The 17,197-nt window shown below is 43.4% G+C and carries 19 protein-coding genes; 1 reads left to right on the top strand and 18 read right to left on the bottom strand.

Annotated elements, in window-relative coordinates; genetic code table 11:
- Nucleotides 1-225: 225 nt before the first annotated feature.
- Nucleotides 226-903, bottom strand: a complete 678-nt coding sequence (locus HNR63_RS00880) for a sugar transferase (protein ID WP_181519485.1) — start codon at nt 901-903, stop codon at nt 226-228.
- A 46-nt stretch (nt 904-949) separates the two neighbouring features.
- Nucleotides 950-1,816, bottom strand: a complete 867-nt coding sequence (gene galU, locus HNR63_RS00875) for a UTP--glucose-1-phosphate uridylyltransferase GalU (RefSeq protein WP_181519484.1) — start codon at nt 1,814-1,816, stop codon at nt 950-952.
- 313 nt (nt 1,817-2,129) lie between these two features.
- On the opposite strand from galU, the gene tagU reads away from it, so the two are divergent.
- Nucleotides 2,130-3,059 (top strand): polyisoprenyl-teichoic acid--peptidoglycan teichoic acid transferase TagU, encoded by a 930-nt coding sequence (gene tagU, locus HNR63_RS00870; RefSeq protein ID WP_181519483.1) that lies wholly within the window; start codon nt 2,130-2,132, stop codon nt 3,057-3,059.
- Between the two features lie 27 nt (nt 3,060-3,086).
- Here tagU and HNR63_RS00865 read toward each other — a convergent pair whose 3' ends face one another.
- The 16 genes from HNR63_RS00865 to nuoL form a co-directional block, all read right to left on the bottom strand.
- Nucleotides 3,087-3,491, bottom strand: a complete 405-nt coding sequence (locus tag HNR63_RS00865; protein ID WP_181519482.1) for a hypothetical protein — start codon at nt 3,489-3,491, stop codon at nt 3,087-3,089.
- Between the two features lie 139 nt (nt 3,492-3,630).
- On the bottom strand, nt 3,631-3,861 hold the full coding sequence (locus HNR63_RS00860; RefSeq protein ID WP_009361897.1) for a hypothetical protein: 231 nt from the start codon (nt 3,859-3,861) through the stop codon (nt 3,631-3,633).
- 66 nt (nt 3,862-3,927) lie between these two features.
- Complete coding sequence (gene fabZ / locus HNR63_RS00855) at nt 3,928-4,356, bottom strand: 3-hydroxyacyl-ACP dehydratase FabZ (RefSeq protein ID WP_021095078.1); 429 nt, start codon at nt 4,354-4,356, stop codon at nt 3,928-3,930.
- Between the two features lie 85 nt (nt 4,357-4,441).
- On the bottom strand, nt 4,442-4,657 hold the full coding sequence (locus HNR63_RS00850) for a DNA-directed RNA polymerase subunit beta (RefSeq protein WP_181519481.1): 216 nt from the start codon (nt 4,655-4,657) through the stop codon (nt 4,442-4,444).
- A 12-nt stretch (nt 4,658-4,669) separates the two neighbouring features.
- Nucleotides 4,670-5,494, bottom strand: a complete 825-nt coding sequence (locus HNR63_RS00845) for a flagellar hook-basal body protein (protein ID WP_181519480.1) — start codon at nt 5,492-5,494, stop codon at nt 4,670-4,672.
- Between the two features lie 10 nt (nt 5,495-5,504).
- Nucleotides 5,505-6,293, bottom strand: coding sequence for a flagellar basal-body rod protein FlgF (gene flgF, locus HNR63_RS00840; protein ID WP_181519479.1), 789 nt, complete (start codon nt 6,291-6,293; stop codon nt 5,505-5,507).
- An 88-nt stretch (nt 6,294-6,381) separates the two neighbouring features.
- Entirely contained in the window at nt 6,382-7,386 is a 1,005-nt protein-coding gene (mreB, locus tag HNR63_RS00835) for a rod shape-determining protein (RefSeq protein WP_181519478.1), read from the bottom strand.
- Between the two features lie 92 nt (nt 7,387-7,478).
- Nucleotides 7,479-7,742 carry a sporulation transcriptional regulator SpoIIID gene (spoIIID, locus tag HNR63_RS00830; RefSeq protein ID WP_003396966.1) on the bottom strand — a complete coding sequence of 88 codons (264 nt, stop codon included), beginning with the start codon at nt 7,740-7,742 and terminating at the stop codon, nt 7,479-7,481.
- A gap of 222 nt (nt 7,743-7,964) precedes the next feature.
- Entirely contained in the window at nt 7,965-8,741 is a 777-nt protein-coding gene (spoIIQ, locus tag HNR63_RS00825) for a stage II sporulation protein SpoIIQ (RefSeq protein WP_246316693.1), read from the bottom strand.
- A gap of 74 nt (nt 8,742-8,815) precedes the next feature.
- Nucleotides 8,816-9,802 (bottom strand): stage II sporulation protein D, encoded by a 987-nt coding sequence (gene spoIID / locus HNR63_RS00820; protein ID WP_425485153.1) that lies wholly within the window; start codon nt 9,800-9,802, stop codon nt 8,816-8,818.
- Nucleotides 9,803-9,900: 98 nt separating this feature from the next.
- Entirely contained in the window at nt 9,901-11,199 is a 1,299-nt protein-coding gene (gene murA, locus HNR63_RS00815; RefSeq protein ID WP_181519476.1) for a UDP-N-acetylglucosamine 1-carboxyvinyltransferase, read from the bottom strand.
- 31 nt (nt 11,200-11,230) lie between these two features.
- Nucleotides 11,231-11,926 carry a YwmB family TATA-box binding protein gene (locus HNR63_RS00810; protein ID WP_021095070.1) on the bottom strand — a complete coding sequence of 232 codons (696 nt, stop codon included), beginning with the start codon at nt 11,924-11,926 and terminating at the stop codon, nt 11,231-11,233.
- Nucleotides 11,927-12,008: 82 nt separating this feature from the next.
- On the bottom strand, nt 12,009-12,239 hold the full coding sequence (locus tag HNR63_RS00805; RefSeq protein ID WP_021095069.1) for a DUF1146 family protein: 231 nt from the start codon (nt 12,237-12,239) through the stop codon (nt 12,009-12,011).
- 55 nt (nt 12,240-12,294) lie between these two features.
- Nucleotides 12,295-13,797 carry an NADH-quinone oxidoreductase subunit NuoN gene (gene nuoN / locus HNR63_RS00800; RefSeq protein WP_181519475.1) on the bottom strand — a complete coding sequence of 501 codons (1,503 nt, stop codon included), beginning with the start codon at nt 13,795-13,797 and terminating at the stop codon, nt 12,295-12,297.
- Between the two features lie 4 nt (nt 13,798-13,801).
- Nucleotides 13,802-15,313, bottom strand: coding sequence for an NADH-quinone oxidoreductase subunit M (locus HNR63_RS00795; RefSeq protein WP_181519474.1), 1,512 nt, complete (start codon nt 15,311-15,313; stop codon nt 13,802-13,804).
- The gene (gene nuoL, locus HNR63_RS00790) at nt 15,313-17,169 is read right to left on the bottom strand and encodes an NADH-quinone oxidoreductase subunit L (protein WP_181519473.1); all 1,857 of its coding nucleotides are present in this window, start codon (nt 17,167-17,169) and stop codon (nt 15,313-15,315) included. The genes HNR63_RS00795 and nuoL overlap by 1 nt, the downstream gene beginning before the upstream one ends.
- Between the last annotated feature and the right edge of the window lie 28 nt (nt 17,170-17,197).

Below are 17,197 nucleotides of genomic sequence, written 5' to 3'. Positions count from 1 at the left end.
TAAGTTGCTTTATCAAGCATCTTGAATAAAAGTGGAAGCAATGTAGCAAAGTTAGGGATTTAGTATATAAGGGGTGATCAGTTTGGAAGCTGCATACATTGCACTTATTTAAACAACTCAGCTACCCTATTTCAATACCTCAAATAATATACAGGTATTGAAACAGAGTAGCTCAATAGCAAAAGAGTTCGTGCAATCGGTTGGCGTAGCAAGAAGTATATTGAATTAGTATGCACCGTTCGGTTTAAACATAATTTTAATTGTTTGAAGGATGATTTTCACATCATAAAGCAACGAACGATTCCGAATATATTGTAAATCTAGTTCAACCATCTCTCTAAATCCTACGTCGTTTCTTCCACTTACTTGCCACAAGCCTGTACAACCAGGCATAACGAGCAAGCGTTGCTTATCATATTCAGTATAATGTGCCACTTCCCTTGGTAATGGAGGACGAGGACCAACTAAACTCATATCTCCTTTTAAAACATTCCAAAGTTGCGGCAATTCATCAATGCTTGTTTTTCTAATAAACTTTCCTATTCTCGTGACTCGTGGGTCTTCTTTCATTTTAAACATGGCTCCCGTTGTTTCGTTCAAATGCAATAAAGATTCTAACATTTCTTCAGCATTTGTCACCATTGATCGAAACTTATACATATAAAATTGTTTACCGTTTTTCCCCACGCGCAATTGCTTAAAAATCACAGGACCTTTTGGATCCTCTAATTTAATTAAAATCGCCACAATAATAAATAACCATGATAAACAAATTAAACCTAATAAAGAGCCGAGTATATCTAACGTTCTTTTAGCAGCTAAATAAAATATGCTATCGTTAACTGCTATACTTCTTTGACTATGTTCTACTTGTATACTTCGAGCAACAGCCTCCGATTTCATTCACATTCCCCTCCTTGATCATTTCAATGTTTATATGAATCTCTTTCTATACTTTAATAATGTTTTTCATGAAATGAATTAAATCATCTCGCAGTTCTTCACTTTGAAGCGCAAACTCAATTGTTGTTTGGATAAAGCCGAGCTTTTCTCCCACGTCATAACGTTTTCCTTCAAACTCATAAGCATAAACTTTCTGCATCTCGTTTAGCTTCTGGATAGCGTCAGTTAATTGAATTTCCCCGCCCGCTCCAACTTCTTGCTGTTCGAGAAGCTCAAAAATTTGCGGAGTTAAAATATACCTCCCCATAATAGCTAAGTTAGATGGGGCCATACCTTTCGGGGGCTTCTCAACAAACTGACGAACCTCATAGAGATTTCCTTGTTTCTGAAGCGGATCAATGATACCATATCGCGAAGTTTCATGATCAGGCACAGACTTAACCCCAATGATAGAAAATCCTGTTTTTTCAAATTGATCAATCAACTGTTTTAAACAAGGTGTTTCTGATTGAACAATGTCATCTCCAAGAAGTACTGCAAACGGCTCGTCCCCAATAAATTTGCGAGCACACCAAACAGCATGCCCTAATCCTTTAGGCTCTTTTTGACGAATATAGTGAATATCAACTTTAGAAGGCTCCTTCACTTTCTCTAAAAGATCCCATTTTCCTTTTTCTTTTAAGTTATACTCTAGTTCTACTGCATAATCAAAATGATCTTCAATTGCACGCTTCCCTTTTCCTGTTACAATAATAATATCTTCAATTCCTGAATCGATAGCTTCTTCTACGATATATTGAATAGTAGGTTTATCTACAATTGGCAACATCTCTTTTGGCATTGCCTTTGTCGCTGGTAAAAAGCGTGTGCCCAACCCTGCCGCTGGGATGATGGCTTTACGAACTTTTTTCAATAAAATCCCCCTCTTTGAAACAGAAAGCTTAGTTAATAGACGAAAACATATAAAGAAAAAGAATTAAATAATAAGCTAAGAAAAAAGTAGGATGTTTAAGACAAAAAAATACATATTTCGCAATTATATCACACAATAACACACTCTATGATAACATACAAACAAATGAACATCAACGTATATTAGTAGAAGAACATTTTAGCAAAATTAAAACGATAACATTCAAAAATTAACTGCTCAAAATTTAACATTGTATACAAATAAAAAAAAACATATAATCATGGTTAGAATTTTAAAATAGAGGGAGATGTTTATGAGAACAGATCGTCGCAAAAAAAGACGAAAACGCCTATTTATCGCTGGGATATTGATTTCCCTTATTTTTCTTGCCATAGGAGGATACGTTTACTCACTTTATAATAAGGTTCAAGAAACAGTAAGTAATATGCACGAGCCTATTAATCGAACAAAATCCGAGAAACGAATAGAGGAATTTTCCCTAGAAAATAAAGATCCTATCTCTATCTTACTTATTGGAGTGGATGAGAGAAAAAACGATCGCGGACGAGCGGACTCACTAATTATTATGACGGTTAATCCACAAAAGAGATCCGTTGAAATGTTAAGTATTCCTCGCGATACAAGAACTGAAATTGTAGGAAAAGGGAAAGCGGATAAAATTAACCACTCGTATGCTTTTGGCGGCGTTGAAATGACAATCGCAACTGTCGAAAAGTTTTTAGATATTCCTGTTGATTACTACATTAAAGTAAATATGGAAAGCTTCAAAGATATTGTAGATGCTTTAGGTGGAGTTACTGTAAACAACCCTTTTGCGTTCACATATGAAGGAGTTTCGTTCCCTAAAGGAGAAATTACGCTGAACGGTGAAAAAGCACTAAAATACTCGCGCATGCGCTATGATGATCCACGTGGTGACTTTGGGCGCCAAGATCGCCAAAAACAAATTATCGAAGCCATTATTAAAAAAGGGGCTAGCTTTTCTTCGTTAACTAACTACAGCGATGTTTTATCTGCCATCGGGAAAAATATAAAAACAAATTTAACATTTGAAGAAATGAAGCTCATTCAATCAAACTATAAAGAAGCTCGTCACAATATTGAACAATTACACATAAAAGGAAAAGGGACGAAGATGAATGGAGTATATTATTTGATGGTACCAGAAGAAGAAAGACTGCAAATTTCCAATAAACTAAAAGAACATTTGCAAATGCAATAGTAAGAAAAAGCAAAGTTTAGGCACCTTTTACAGACGAGGTGCCCCTTTTTTTAATTCTTGTCGGAGACGTTCGATATGATATTTTGCTTCTAACTTACAGCCGTATGGAAAATCATCGATGCCGAGCCGTTCAACGAGACGGTTAATTTCTGCAATTTGGTCGTCTGTTGGAGGTTCGTTGACGAGTTGGTCGATAATTTCGTTCATGCGGTCAGCGAGCTGTTCATGAAATTGCGGGTTTGTTTTCATCTTATCGTCTAATTGTGCAAACCATGTCGCTTCATTGTATAAATAATGACGCCACTGTTCCATCAACGCTGCCGCATCGTATTTCGTTTCATCCCAATCAATCGTCGCCATATATCTTTCGAACACTTTTTTAATCGATAGCGTGATGTTCATTTTCAAGCGATGAGGAAGCTGTTTTAACATATATAAAAACCCTCCATATCATTATCGTCAACCGTTAATGTATCCTAAAGAAACGTGTATTGACAAAGTTTTTTTATAACTATGATAACGTTTATAGGAAGGAAGGGAATAAAAAAACGCAAGAGGAAATCTCTTGCGCTTATTCGTCCGTATTGTCTGCATCGTTCATATCTTCAGCGTCCTCGACAGCGTCTTCTTCGTCTGGCACAGCGTCGTTTTCATCGTCGCCGACACCTTCATTTGTGTCTTCGCCCGGCTGCATTTCTTCTTGGTTGTTCATGTCGTTGTCTGTATCGTCATTGTTACAACCGGTCACGACCATAATGGCGATGAGCGCGCTAAGTAGTTTGAATAGCCATTTTGTTTTCATCGTTGTTCTCCTTTCTGTCATGTATGTAATCACTCATAACATGCCCAGAAAGGAGACGGTTATACATTATTTTTCTCCAAGTGCAAACATAATTTCTGTTTCGCAAACGAGTTCGCCATCGACTGTAGCGATGCCCTTTCCTTTGCCGATGGCACCTTTAAAGCGAATCATTTCGACTTCTAAACGAAGTTGATCACCTGGTTTCACTTGCTTTTTAAATCGGCAGTTGTCAATGCCTGTGAAAAAGGCGAGACGGCCGCGGTTTTCTTCTTTCATTAACATGGCGACAGCCCCAACTTGTGCGAGCGCTTCAACAATTAATACGCCCGGCATGACGGGATATTCAGGGAAATGACCGACAAAAAATTGTTCATTGGCACTGACGTTTTTTATGCCAACGGCTCGTTTTCCTTCTTCCACTTCCACAATGCGATCAACGAGTAAAAACGGATAGCGATGTGGAATAATTTGTTGAATTTGTTGCATATCAAGCATACTTTCTTCCTCCTTTATAAAAAAACGGAAGGATCTCCCTTCCGTATTTGTTTTCAATGTATCATGTTTTCAAGTGGTCTGTCCACTACTGTTTTTCGATTAAATCGATAATATGTTGCCATGTTGTTGGTTTGAGTGCGTCAAATGGCTTGCCGTCGCCGAGTATACCGTAACCGACCATCGCCCCGATCGCCCCGCTTAGCGCTACGAGAACGAGCACAATCACCAGGCGAAGCCAAATCGGAATGAGACGACGGCGCGGACGGCGAAGTGAACGTTTTTTCGTTTGTTTTTCCTCCATCGTTTTCCCTCTCTATGAACGAATACCGTTAATGAGCCCCATCATTTGATCCGATAATGTAATTGCCCGAGCATTGAGCTGGTATGACCGTTGCGTGATCATGAGTTCGCTCATTTCTGTCGCTAGTTCCACGTTCGATTGTTCAAGGGCGTATTGTTGCATTGAGATGGCGTTACGGTTGTTGTTAGTTAAATTGATGACCGTATTTGGTGCATTTACATCAGCAGGGAAAGCAAATCGGTTGTCGCCGAGCGCTTGCATAAGCTGCGGGCGCGGCACGTATGAAACACCGATGTTTACCGTTTGCATGATGTTTCCGTTTGGCGCAATGAATTGCATCGTGCCGTTTTGAGTGACTTGAATATCTTTAAACCCTTCGTGCACGGTAATCGGTTCATCGTTTTCATCTAATACCGCATAACCATCCGCTGTGACAAGCATCAGTTCATCTGGATTGTTCGCGGACGGACTAAGGTAAAACGCACCGTCGCGCGTATATTGAATCGCATCATCGACACGAATGCGGAAAAACTGCCCTTCTTTTGTAAAAGCGAGATCAAGCGGACGATCTGTTTTTACAACAGACCCTTGCTTCATTTGCATATGTGTCGACGCTACTTTCGCTCCGACGCCAAGACGAAGACCGTCAGGCGTGAAGCGCGGGGCTTCGTCTGTCTTTGGCGAGTTTTGAAATTGTTGAGCGAGCAGTTCGCCAAATACGGCATCGCGCTTTTTAAACCCGGTCGTGTTGACGTTTGCGATATTGTGGCTAATGACGTCAAGCTGTTGTTGTAGCTGGTTCATTGTATTAGCAGCAGTAATCATTGAGCGCAACATACATATCCTCCTACTTTAGGCGGCCAATTTCGTTGGCTGCTTTGTCCATGCTTTTGTCGTACGCTTGTAAAATTTTTTGGTTCGCTTCAAACGCTCGGTAAGCTGAAAGCATATCTGTCATCGCGCGAGATAAATCGACGTTCGAGCGTTCAATATATTGTTGGCGAATCGTATACGCTTCAGCACGCGGAAGCTCGCCTTCTGCTCGAAATAGACCGTTCCCTTCTTTCGCTAGCGATTGAACGTTTGCCGCATAAGCGATGCCAAGGCGTGCGATCGTCTGTCCATCTTTTGTAATCGTGCCGTCTTCACGTACTGTAAACTGCTCATCGCCTACTTGCATGCGGTTCCCGTTTTCATCAAGCACGTAAAAACCGTCCGCCGTCGTTAAAAATCCGTCTGCATCTATGGTGAAATGACCGTTTCGCGTGTAACGAACGTCGCCTGCTTCATTTTGTACGATAAAAAACGATGTGCCTGTCCCATCAACGATTGCCATATCGGTGTTATTGCCTGTTTCGCGTATATCCCCTTGGGCAAAGTTTGGCACAAGCTCTTGCACGTACACGCCTGTCGATAGCGGACCGATATATGTACGATCACGCCACGTCGGTTTTTTTTCAGTCGGAATCGTCGTTTGTTGAATGCGATGCATCAGCATATCTGGAAAAGCTCGTAATGACGCTTGATCAGCTTTGTAGCCTGGCGTGTTGGCGTTTGCGATATTGTTCGTCATCATTTCAATGCGCCGCTGTTGAGAAAGCATGCCTGAAGCCGCTGTATATAGTCCGCGAAACATAAAACGTCCTCCCCAATCGTTTTTACACTACTTCCATTATAAAAGAAATGGGGAAAAAAAGCGAATAGGTACCATTTCCCAATGGCACCTACACGAGTTGACGATATGGAGCTTTGTCAATGTTATCAAGCATTAATCCTGTGCCGATCGCGACGCAATCCATCGGATTTTCTGCAATAAAGACAGGCACTTTCAACTCTTGCGCAAGCAGTTGATCGATGCCGTGAAGCAATGCACCGCCGCCTGTTAAGAAAATGCCGCGGTCGATAATGTCTGCCGATAATTCCGGCGGTGTGCGCTCAAGGACGCTTTTTGCCGTTTGGACGATCGTATATACCGTTTCGCGTAACGCTTTTTCAATCTCTCCAGAACGAATCGTAATCGTTCTTGGCAACCCTGTCACTAAATCGCGTCCGCGAATGTCCATCGCTTCATCGCGCGCGTCTGGAAAGACCGTAGCGATGTTTATTTTAATTTCTTCCGCCGTTCGCTCACCGATTAATAGTTTATATTCTCGTTTAATATAACTTAAAATTTCTTGGTCAAATTTATCGCCCGCTACTTTAATTGATGCAGATGTGACGATATCACCCATCGATAAAACGGCAACGTCTGTCGTACCGCCACCGATGTCGATGACCATGTTTCCAGAAGGTTGGAAAATATCCATCCCTGCGCCGATCGCTGCCACTTTCGGCTCTTCTTCTAAGTACACTTTTTTGCCGCCGCTTTTTTCTGCTGCTTCTTTAATCGCTTTACGCTCTACTGATGTAATGTTTGTTGGGCAACAAATTAAAATGCGCGGTTTCGCAAACCATCCTTTTAAGTTCAGCTTGCTTAAAAAATGTTTTAGCATCGCTTCTGTAATTTCAAAATCCGCAATGACACCATCTTTTAACGGACGGATGGCAACAATATGCCCAGGCGTACGTCCGACCATGCGCCGCGCTTCTTCTCCGACCGCTAACACCCGCTTCGTATGCTGGTCAATCGCCACAACAGAAGGTTCGTTTAATACAATGCCTTTTCCTTTGACATAAATCAACACGTTCGCCGTGCCGAGATCGATGCCGATATCTCTTGCTAAAAACATATATGTTCCTCCTTGCCGTTTCTCCTAATAAGATATTCTACCACAACGATGGCGAAAAAAAGAGAATATTTTTGACAAGGGGAACAACAAATTTACGTCGCTTGCTCCGTTTCTTTTTTATACTTTTTCTTCGTCGCTTCTCCTCCACGCAAATGGCGAATGGATTTATGGTAATCTAAAATTTCTTTTACTTCATTCGCTAATTCGGGGTTAATTTCCGGGAGCCGTTCCGTTAAGTCTTTATGCACGGTGCTTTTGGACACACCGAACTCTTTCGCGATGACGCGAACGGTTTTTCTCGTCTCCACGATATACTTGCCAATCTTGATTGTACGCTCTTTGATGTAATCGTGCACACTGCTCGCCCTCCCTAAGTTGGATGTGAGAAGTGTGAAATGAGACGTATAAGGCGTTGATCGCAGTGGCGTTTACTCGTTCATAACAAAGTCGTCAATCTCATCTATTAATCGTTCATCTCACCTCAAACACCCTCGTTGTTCAAGTTTGTAATAGTGTATTAGGGAAGAAGAAAATATATTCCATAAAAAAGCGAACAGATGAGCATTTTGCCCATCTGTTCATGTTCTTGCCATTCCGATCGAAGCATCTGGAACAGTGCTTGACGGATCGCTTTCTTGTTCATTTGTTTTGTTTTGATTTGTTTCTTGTTGTTCCGTTTGTTGTTCTTTCGCTTCTAATGCGCTAAGCGGTTGATCGAAGTAAGCGACCGGGTTAACGGCTTGCCCATCTTTCCGAATTTCAAAATGGACGTGGACGCCTGCTTCTTTATTAAACTCGTTTGTTCCTGCCTTCGCAATCACTTGTCCTTGTTTTACTGTATCACCTGTTTTCACTTGTACGTCTTTTAATGATTGATATACCGTCACGACGCCGCGATCGTGTTGAATATGAACGACGTAACCAAAGAGTGGGTCTTTTTCGGCTTTAACGACCGTCCCGCTTAACGATGCGGTCACATCAAAGCTTTCGCCGTTTTTCATCGCGATGTCGACACCTTTGTTCGGATAATATTCATCATTATAAGAGACGAGAGCAGCTTCTTGTTCTTCGGCTGATGCATTAAAGTCGTAAAACGGTTTTGCAATTTCGACAGCGTTTGGATCAAGGACAGGCATCGCGATTTGTTCAACGGCTTGTTGGACAGGAACAGATTCTTGTTCGTTGACAGCTGTGCCCGGTTTTGTTTCATCAACAGGCGGTTGCACGATATCGTTTGTTTTGCTTTGGAACCAAAGCACGCCTGTTAAAATAAGCGCTGCGCTTAACAAATAAATCGAAGGAACAACCCAACGTTTACGGAACAACTTTGAAACTTTTTTGTTTTCTTCTTTCATGTTCATCACCTCAGCAACCATTGTGAACAGAAAGAAGAACATTTATACACAAGAAAATAAAAAAATTTGCCGCTTCAAAATTTTGAAGCGACAAGTGACACATCGTGAATTTGTACCCCGCGATAATAATATTGAACGATCTCTTTATACGTTTTTCCTTGCTTCGCTAAAAAGTTCGCCCCGTATTGACTCATCCCAACGCCGTGACCGTATCCTTTCGTTGTGATGACAATGTTGTTTCCTTGCCTTGTCCATGTAAAATCCGTTGATTTTAATTGCAGCTTTTCGCGCACTTCCCGTCCAGTCAGCTGTTTTCCATGAATATCGACAAGGGCGACACGTTTTCCTGGCGTGCGTGCGAGCACTTTGCCGACTGATCCGTCTTTTGGCAATTTGACACCGAGCCGCTGCTCAAATTCGCGAACAGATAGCGTCACTTGTTCGTAAAACTTTGGCGACTGTGTATCCCACGGGCTTTCCACGCTCGTTAAGTAAGGAAACGCGTTTTGCCAATACGCTTCCGAATTTTCCGTATAGCCGTTGCTTGTGGAGAAAAATGCCGCTTCAATCGGCTCATTGTTGTACGTTAAAATTTGCCCGCGCGTCGCCTCAACCGCTTCTTTAATTTTTTTTATTTTCCATTCGTAACTGATTCCCCACATTTCTTTTAATTGCTCGTCGTTATAATACACTTGATGCATGACCGTATCGGTCACGTTCGCTCCTTCAGGCAGTTGGATCGGTTGGTTATGCATGAGCTGTTTCACGATATACGTTCTTGCGGTAAGCGCTTGAGCTTTTAACGCTTCCATTTCAAATTCTGCCGGCATTTCTGCCGCTACAACACCAACGACATATTGTTCAAGCGGAAGCCGTTCGACCTTTTTTTCTTTACTTCGGTATACAGCCACTTCCACCGTCGGTTCATCGCGCGCTTGAACGGGCTTCGGTTCGGCAGGAAGGGGTGTGTTTTGCTTTTCCCCGAACGCTAAAACGACCAATGCAGGAATAAGTAAAATAAGTGTAAATAACGCAACGGTTGCGATCATCCATTGTCGCAAATGCCATCCCCCCTTTATCATTACTAAACTGTATGCAGGAGGACAAGCATATATGCAAAAACGACCATTAGCTTTTCGCAAACGGTCGTCTTTTTACATTATCCCACATCTGTCACTTGCGTTTGTACGATGTCCACATGTTCGCGTACACGTTCAATATCTGCCCCTAAAGCAGCTAATTTTTCATGAAAGCGAACGTAACCGCGATCTAAATGTTTCAGCTCTGTTACGCGCGTGTATCCTTCTGCCGCTAACCCAGCTAAAATAAGCGCTGCAGCAGCACGCAAGTCCGTTGCCGCCACTTCTGCCCCTTGCAAGTTGCACGGACCGTTAATAATGACCGAACGGCCTTCAATTTTCATATCAGCGTTCATGCGACGAAATTCTTCGACGTGCATAAAGCGGTTTTCAAATACCGTTTCTGTCACCATGCTTGTGCCTTCCGCCTTCATAAGCAACGCCATCATTTGCGACTGCATATCGGTCGGAAAGCCGGGATGAGGCATTGTTTTCACGTCGACTGCTTTCAGTTTGTCCGGAGCGATGACGCGCAAGCCGTTGTCTTCTTCAACAATAGTGACACCCATTTCCTCGAGTTTGGCAATTAACGACGTTAAATGTTCTGGCACCGCCCCTTGTACGAGGACGTTTCCGCCCGTAATCGCAGCGGCAATCATAAATGTTCCTGCTTCAATGCGATCAGGAATAACGGTATGCTCTGCACCATATAATGTAGTAACACCTTCAATGCGAATCGTGCCTGTTCCTGCACCGCGCACTTTCGCGCCCATCGCATTTAAAAAGTTCGCTAAGTCAACAATTTCTGGTTCTTTTGCGCAGTTTTCAATAACGGTTGTTCCTTCTGCCAAAACGGCAGCCATCATAATGTTTTCTGTCGCGCCGACACTCGGGAAATCTAAATAAATTTTTGCCCCGCGTAATTTTCCGTTCACTTCAGCGTCGATGAAACCGTTCCCGATTTTCACCGTCGCACCCATCGCTTCAAACCCTTTTAAATGTTGGTCAATTGGTCTTGACCCGATCGCACAGCCACCTGGTAGTGCGACTCGTGCCCGACCTTTGCGCGCAAGCAATGGACCCATCACTAATACAGATGCTCTCATTTTTCGTACATATTCAAATGGAGCTTCAATACTTAGCTCTCCAGATGCATCGACGACAATGTTGTTTTTGCCAACCGTCACGTCTGCTTGTAAGTGACGTAACACTTCACTAATCGTATATACATCGGAGAGTTCAGGTACATCGTAAATGACGCTTTTTCCTTCACTCGCTAATAATGTTGCGGCGATGACAGGCAACACAGCGTTTTTCGCACCTTCCACTTTCACTGTGCCGCTCAACCGCTTCCCGCCGCGGACGATGATTTTTTCCAAGGCATTCCCCTCCGCGTCCAAAGTCTCTATATTAATATTCAGCTGTTATGATTGGGGTGCCAATGACAACGGTCGTTCGCGCGCCCAATCCGTTTTGTCGTAATGCCAGTTGAAGATTCATTTGTTGTTGTCCGACAGAAAGTGACGTCTTCCACTGCTCAGTATATGCTGAGACGGAGACAAATGTCTCTTCACGTAATGATTCAATCGGTTCCGCTTGAAAGGAAGAAAGCAAGCGAACCGCCTTGTCAAACAAAACACCTTTCATCTTACCATCGAATTCCCCTGTAATACAAGTGAAAAATGTAGGTTTTGCGAATAATTTTGTCGTTTGTCGGACGAGCGTGCGTTCGAGTTGTTTATTCCACGTTGAACCGGTTGCTTCATATAAAATAATGACTGCGGGATGATGAGCGACCGTGATGAGTTGAATCGTTTCAACGTAAGCGGAGGTTTCACGTTTGCCAATCATCTTGTGCGGTTCAACTGTCCAATGGAAAGAGGACCATGTTCTCACGTGTTGTTGGATCCAGTTGTGAGGGTCTTTTGTAAGCACTTGCTCTTTGGCGTAGACGTTCCATCGTTTGAGGTGAATATGATGGGCTTCAAATACGCCGAGCATGTCGTTTATTTTCGTTATTTCTCTTTCGACACGTTCATCATCATACATCCGATAACCACTTAATAACAAACAAAAAATAACGAGTGCCAACCATCTTTTTCTCATCTCTTTTCCCTTCCTCTCCTTAGCTTTTATTGTTGCCAGATCGGAAGGGAACATACGTGAAAAAAATCGACAACGCTCGCGCTTAAAGTAAAAATGGCAATTGGCGTGACCAGCGTAAATAATCTAAAAAGAAATTGCTCACTAACGAGCCGATCGCAATCGTAATGAGAATGTAAAAGACGCGCGCTTGAACGATGCGATTCGGTTTAAAAATTACTTCAAGTCGAACAGCTTGTAACGTCCACCACGTCACCGTAATGAAAAATAAATGCGACAATAAACTAATTAACGCTTCTTGTCCGAATGTTTCCATACTTATCTCTCCTCACATAAAAAAATGGAAGGGTACACCCCTTCCATTATACGTCCTACTGAAGAAAATCGCGAAAATGTTCAAATGGTGCAATCCAATCGTAAGCAAAGTTTGGAAACACCCCTAACAACAACGTACCGATGATACAAATGACAACCACAGCAATGACACCTGGTGGCCATTGTAATCGATCCGTATGTTCGACAGGTCGGAAAAACATTTGGACGAAAATACCAAAGTAATATACGTACGATATGACGGTCGTGACTACCATAATGGACGCGAGCACATAATGAGCAGGCTCAACGACAAATGCGCCGAGGAAAATGTTCATTTTTCCGATAAATCCCGCTGTCCCCGGAATGCCTGCAAGCGATAGTAAAAAGATCGTCATCGCCACCGCCATAAGCGGCGAGCGTCGATATAAGCCAGCAAATATGCTAATGTCTTCGTCATCGTGATGTTGAGAAACGACTTGCAAAATCGCAAACGCCCCGATCGTCATAAATACGTACGCGAACAAGTAAAACCAAATCGCTTCAAACATAAACATCGATAAGCTTGCGAAAGCAACGAGCACGTATCCTGCGTGTGCGATGCTCGAATACGCTAGCATGCGCTTGACGTTTCGTTGACGAAGGGCAATTGTATTGCCGATGATCATCGTTGCTCCTGCTAAAAAAGCGATATATGGCGCAAGCGTCACGAGCATGGAATTCGAACTTCCCGTCGGTATTTGAGCAAAGACGGAAACGACGACGCGCAAGACGATAACAAACCCAGCTGTTTTCGAGACGACGCTTAAAAAAGAAACAACAGGGGTCGTCGCTCCTTGATATACGTCAGGTGCCCACATATGAAACGGAGCCGATGCTAATTTAAACGATAGCCCGACGAACGTCAGCAAAAAGGCGAGCGATAAAATGTATTGATGGTTTTCATCGTACGTGCTCGCAAGCTGCACGGCAATTTCTTTTATATTCGTCGATCCGGTGAAGCCGAATATGTAGCTCATCCCGAACAACGTAATCGCCGTTGCAATGCCTCCAGTAATGACGTATTTTAACGCTGCTTCATTTGCGAGTGTATGTTTTTTCCGAATGGCGACGAGAATATAAGAAGAAATGGACAATAGCTCAAGCCCGACAAACAATGTAATGAGATCGCCGCTTGATGCCATCATCATTGCGCCGAGAAGCGCTGTTAAAAATAAGTAATAAAATTCGCCACGATAGGCGATGCGCTCTTTTGGTTCATAATGAATCGAAAGCAATAAAACGAGCGCACTACCGATCAGCAATAACGCTTTAAATGATTTGGCGAACGAATCAAGGCGGAACGTATCGCCTAAAATGGATGTGACATCACTCGTCCATAAACCGAGTAGCGAGACGAATGAAACGGCGACGCCAACAAAAGCGAATAAGCCAAGCAGTTGCCGATTTCGGTTTTCTGGCATAAATAGGTCGATGAGCGAGAGCGCAACGGCGACGCCTAGAATAATAAATTCCGGCATCATCACGCCCCATTCATAGCTAAGTAATGTTTCAAAATCCATCTCATCAACCCCCTAACCCATTCATCATCGTTTCAATCGTCGTTTGTAGCGGCATCGCCAACACGTTCGGATATACCCCGATGATGATAATAAGCAACAGTAAACTAATCGCTGGTACCCATTCTATCCCACGTAAATCGGGAACGTTTGTCACCGTTGTTTGCCCGAATGTCATGCCGAGGACAGCGCGCAATAAATATACAGCTGTCATAATAATGCCGAGCGTACCGATCGCAGCGAGCAAAAGTTCCGCTTGAAATGCCCCAACGAACGCCATAAACTCGCTAATAAATCCAGACGTCCCTGGCAAACCGAGCGAAGCCATCGCCCCAGCAAGAATAAATCCTGATACGTACGGCATTGTCTTCGCTAACCCACCTAAACGAGCAAGCGTCGTCGTGCGCGTTCTTTCGTACATGACACCGACGAAGAAGAATAAAAACGCAGCGATAAATCCGTGTGACACCGCTTGGAAAATCGCTCCTTGTATTCCTGCCTCAGTGAGCGAACCGAGACCGATTAATACAATGCCCATGTGCGATACGCTCGAATAAGCAAGCACCATTTTAAAATCGGTTTGTCTTAGTGCTAAAAACGCACCGTACAACAAGTTAACAACGCCTAAAACGATGAGCCATGTCGAAAATTGTTGGAATTGCCCGGGAAATAATCCAAACGCAAAACGGACAAGACCGAAAGCACCAATTTTTAACAAAACTCCTGCATGTAGCATAACGACAGATGGTGGCGCTTGTACGTGCACGTGCAACATCCAGCGATGAAGCGGCACGATCGGTAGCTTAACCCCAAATGCGATGAGCAACGCAAGAAACAATCCGTAGCGAAGCGCGTCGGAAATTGGCGAAATCGTTTGTGCCATCGGATCCGTTAATATGTGGCGCAGCTCATCGATATTCGATGTACCCGTGCGCGCAAACAAGACGGCAATGACGATCAATAAAACGGCTGAACCGAGCCCGTTATAAATTAAATAGCTGTATGCCGCTTTTTCTTTTTCGAAATATCCCCATTTTCCGATTAAGAAAAACATCGGAATGAGCGTTAGCTCGAAAAAGATGAAAAAGAGCACAAGGTTGCTTGCGGCAAACACGCCGAGCATACCGATTTCAAGCAATAAAAACAGTTGAAAATATCCTTTCCATTCTTTTTGAATGGACATGGAAGCGATCGCAGCAAGCGTCGCGAGGACGGTCGTTAAAACGATCATAACGAGCGCAAAACCGTCCACATGAAGTTCATATGCGACAGTAAAATCTGTCTCCTTTAAAAACGGAAACTCGCCAAATTGAATCCATGACCGTTTTTCCGCTAATTTGCTTATATCGTAGCCGTTTTGATATTGCCAAAACGCAAATAACGATAAACATAACGATGGCAACGTCGCTAAAACGCCAAGCCATTTCATCGCTTTTTCTTGTTCTTTCGAAAGGAGCGAAAGAACGAGTATGCCTAAAAGCGGGGAGAAAATTAAGAGCGATAAAAAGTATGGCTGCATTATAAATACCCCCCTGTCACCGCAAAAATGACGACGAGAATCGCTAAAGCAACAATCGTCACCGTACCGTACATTTGTACTTGACCGTTTTGTAAACGTGAACCGATTCGTCCGATGCCGCGCGCGGTTGCTGCAAATAGCTGAGCCACTCCTTCGATGAGGAAACGGTCAATATACTCAAACAATAAGCTAACAAATGACGTCGCACGGATGACTGTCAATCCGTAAAACTCATCAATGTAATATTTGTTCATGAGCACATTGTACGTAAGCGGAAAACGTGACGATAGCCAGTCGCGAGCAATGGCACGTTTGCCATATATGAGCCACGCGAGAGCAATTCCGCATAGCGACACAACGGTCGCTACAATCATAATCCAACTCGGACCTTCCATATGTGCATGCCAATTCGTTCCTTCTGTCAACCACTCGCCTAAAAACGCTCCCCACGGTGTTTGAACGTAACCAGAAACGACGGCCAACGCACCGAGGACGATCATCGGAAACACCATGACCATCGGTGATTCGTGCACATCGTCATTTGCTGTCCGCGCTTCTCCCGCAAACACGAGGAAAAATAAGCGGAACATATAAAACGCTGTGAAAAAGGCAGCGATAACAGCGACAGCGAATAAGCCGACATGCCCGTGCGTCCACGCTGCAATTAAAATTTCATCTTTGCTGAAAAAGCCTGAGAAAAACGGAAATCCGCTAATGGCTAACGTTCCGATAAGAAAGAGCGGAGCGGTCCATTTCATTTTTTTCCATAACCCGCCCATTTGATCAATGTTTTGCGTATGCACCGCATGAATGACACTACCTGCCGCTAAGAAAAGGAGCGCTTTAAAAAAGGCGTGTGTCATTAAGTGAAAGACGCCTGCCACGTACCCAGCAGAGCCGAGCGCTAACATCATATAACCGAGCTGGCTAACAGTCGAATAGGCAAGCACGCGTTTAATGTCCGTTTGCACTAAGCCGATTGACGCTGCAAAAATGGCGGTAAATCCTCCGACGTAAGCAACGGTCGTCATCGCCACTTCACTTGCTTCATAAAGCGGAAACAGCGTCGCAACTAAATATACCCCAGCAGCGACCATCGTTGCCGCATGAATTAATGCCGATACAGGCGTCGGACCTTCCATCGCATCTGGAAGCCACGTATGAAGCGGAAATTGACCTGATTTTCCAATCGCACCGATAAAAATGAGAATGGCGCTTAACGTAATGATTGTCGTTGAAACATCCCCTTGTTGTAACGCAGCAAAAATAGTCTCGTATTCAAAACTTTTTACTTCAAGGAACAATAAAATCATGCCGATCAATAAGCCAACGTCCCCGATGCGCGTCATAATAAACGCTTTTTTCGCCGCAGCTTTCGCTTCTTCTTTGTAAAAATAAAATCCGATGAGTAAGAACGAACCGAGACCGACAAGTTCCCAAAAAATATACGTTTGCAGTAAATTTGGTGATACGACGAGCCCGAGCATCGCGAATGTAAACAAACCTAAGTAGGCGTAAAATACCGGAAAGCGCTCATCACCGTGCATATATCCTTTCGCATACGTATGTACTAGAAAACTAACAAGCGATACAACAACGAGCATGAGGGCATTTAATGCGTTCACTTCAAAACCGACCGTCAAATGCACATCCCCGATTGTCAACCATGTGTATGCTTGTTTATATGTTGGCTCCGTCCAGCGCTCGTACAACGTCCCGAGGGCGAAGACGAGCGAAAGAAGCGTCAACAACATTCCGACATACGCGCTTCGTTCTTTTAACTGCTTGCCAACAACAAGCAGCACAATAAACGAGACGAACGGAAAAAGCGGTATGAGCCATGCGTTTTCCATCATCGTTCAATCATCCCCTTTTTCAGGTGCA

The organism is Anoxybacillus ayderensis, from assembly GCF_013761015.1.
GTDB classification, from domain to species: domain Bacteria; phylum Bacillota; class Bacilli; order Bacillales; family Anoxybacillaceae; genus Anoxybacillus; species Anoxybacillus ayderensis.
The sequence above is the reverse complement of the archived record's forward strand: the minus strand, read 5'-3'. Positions and strand labels throughout refer to the sequence as shown.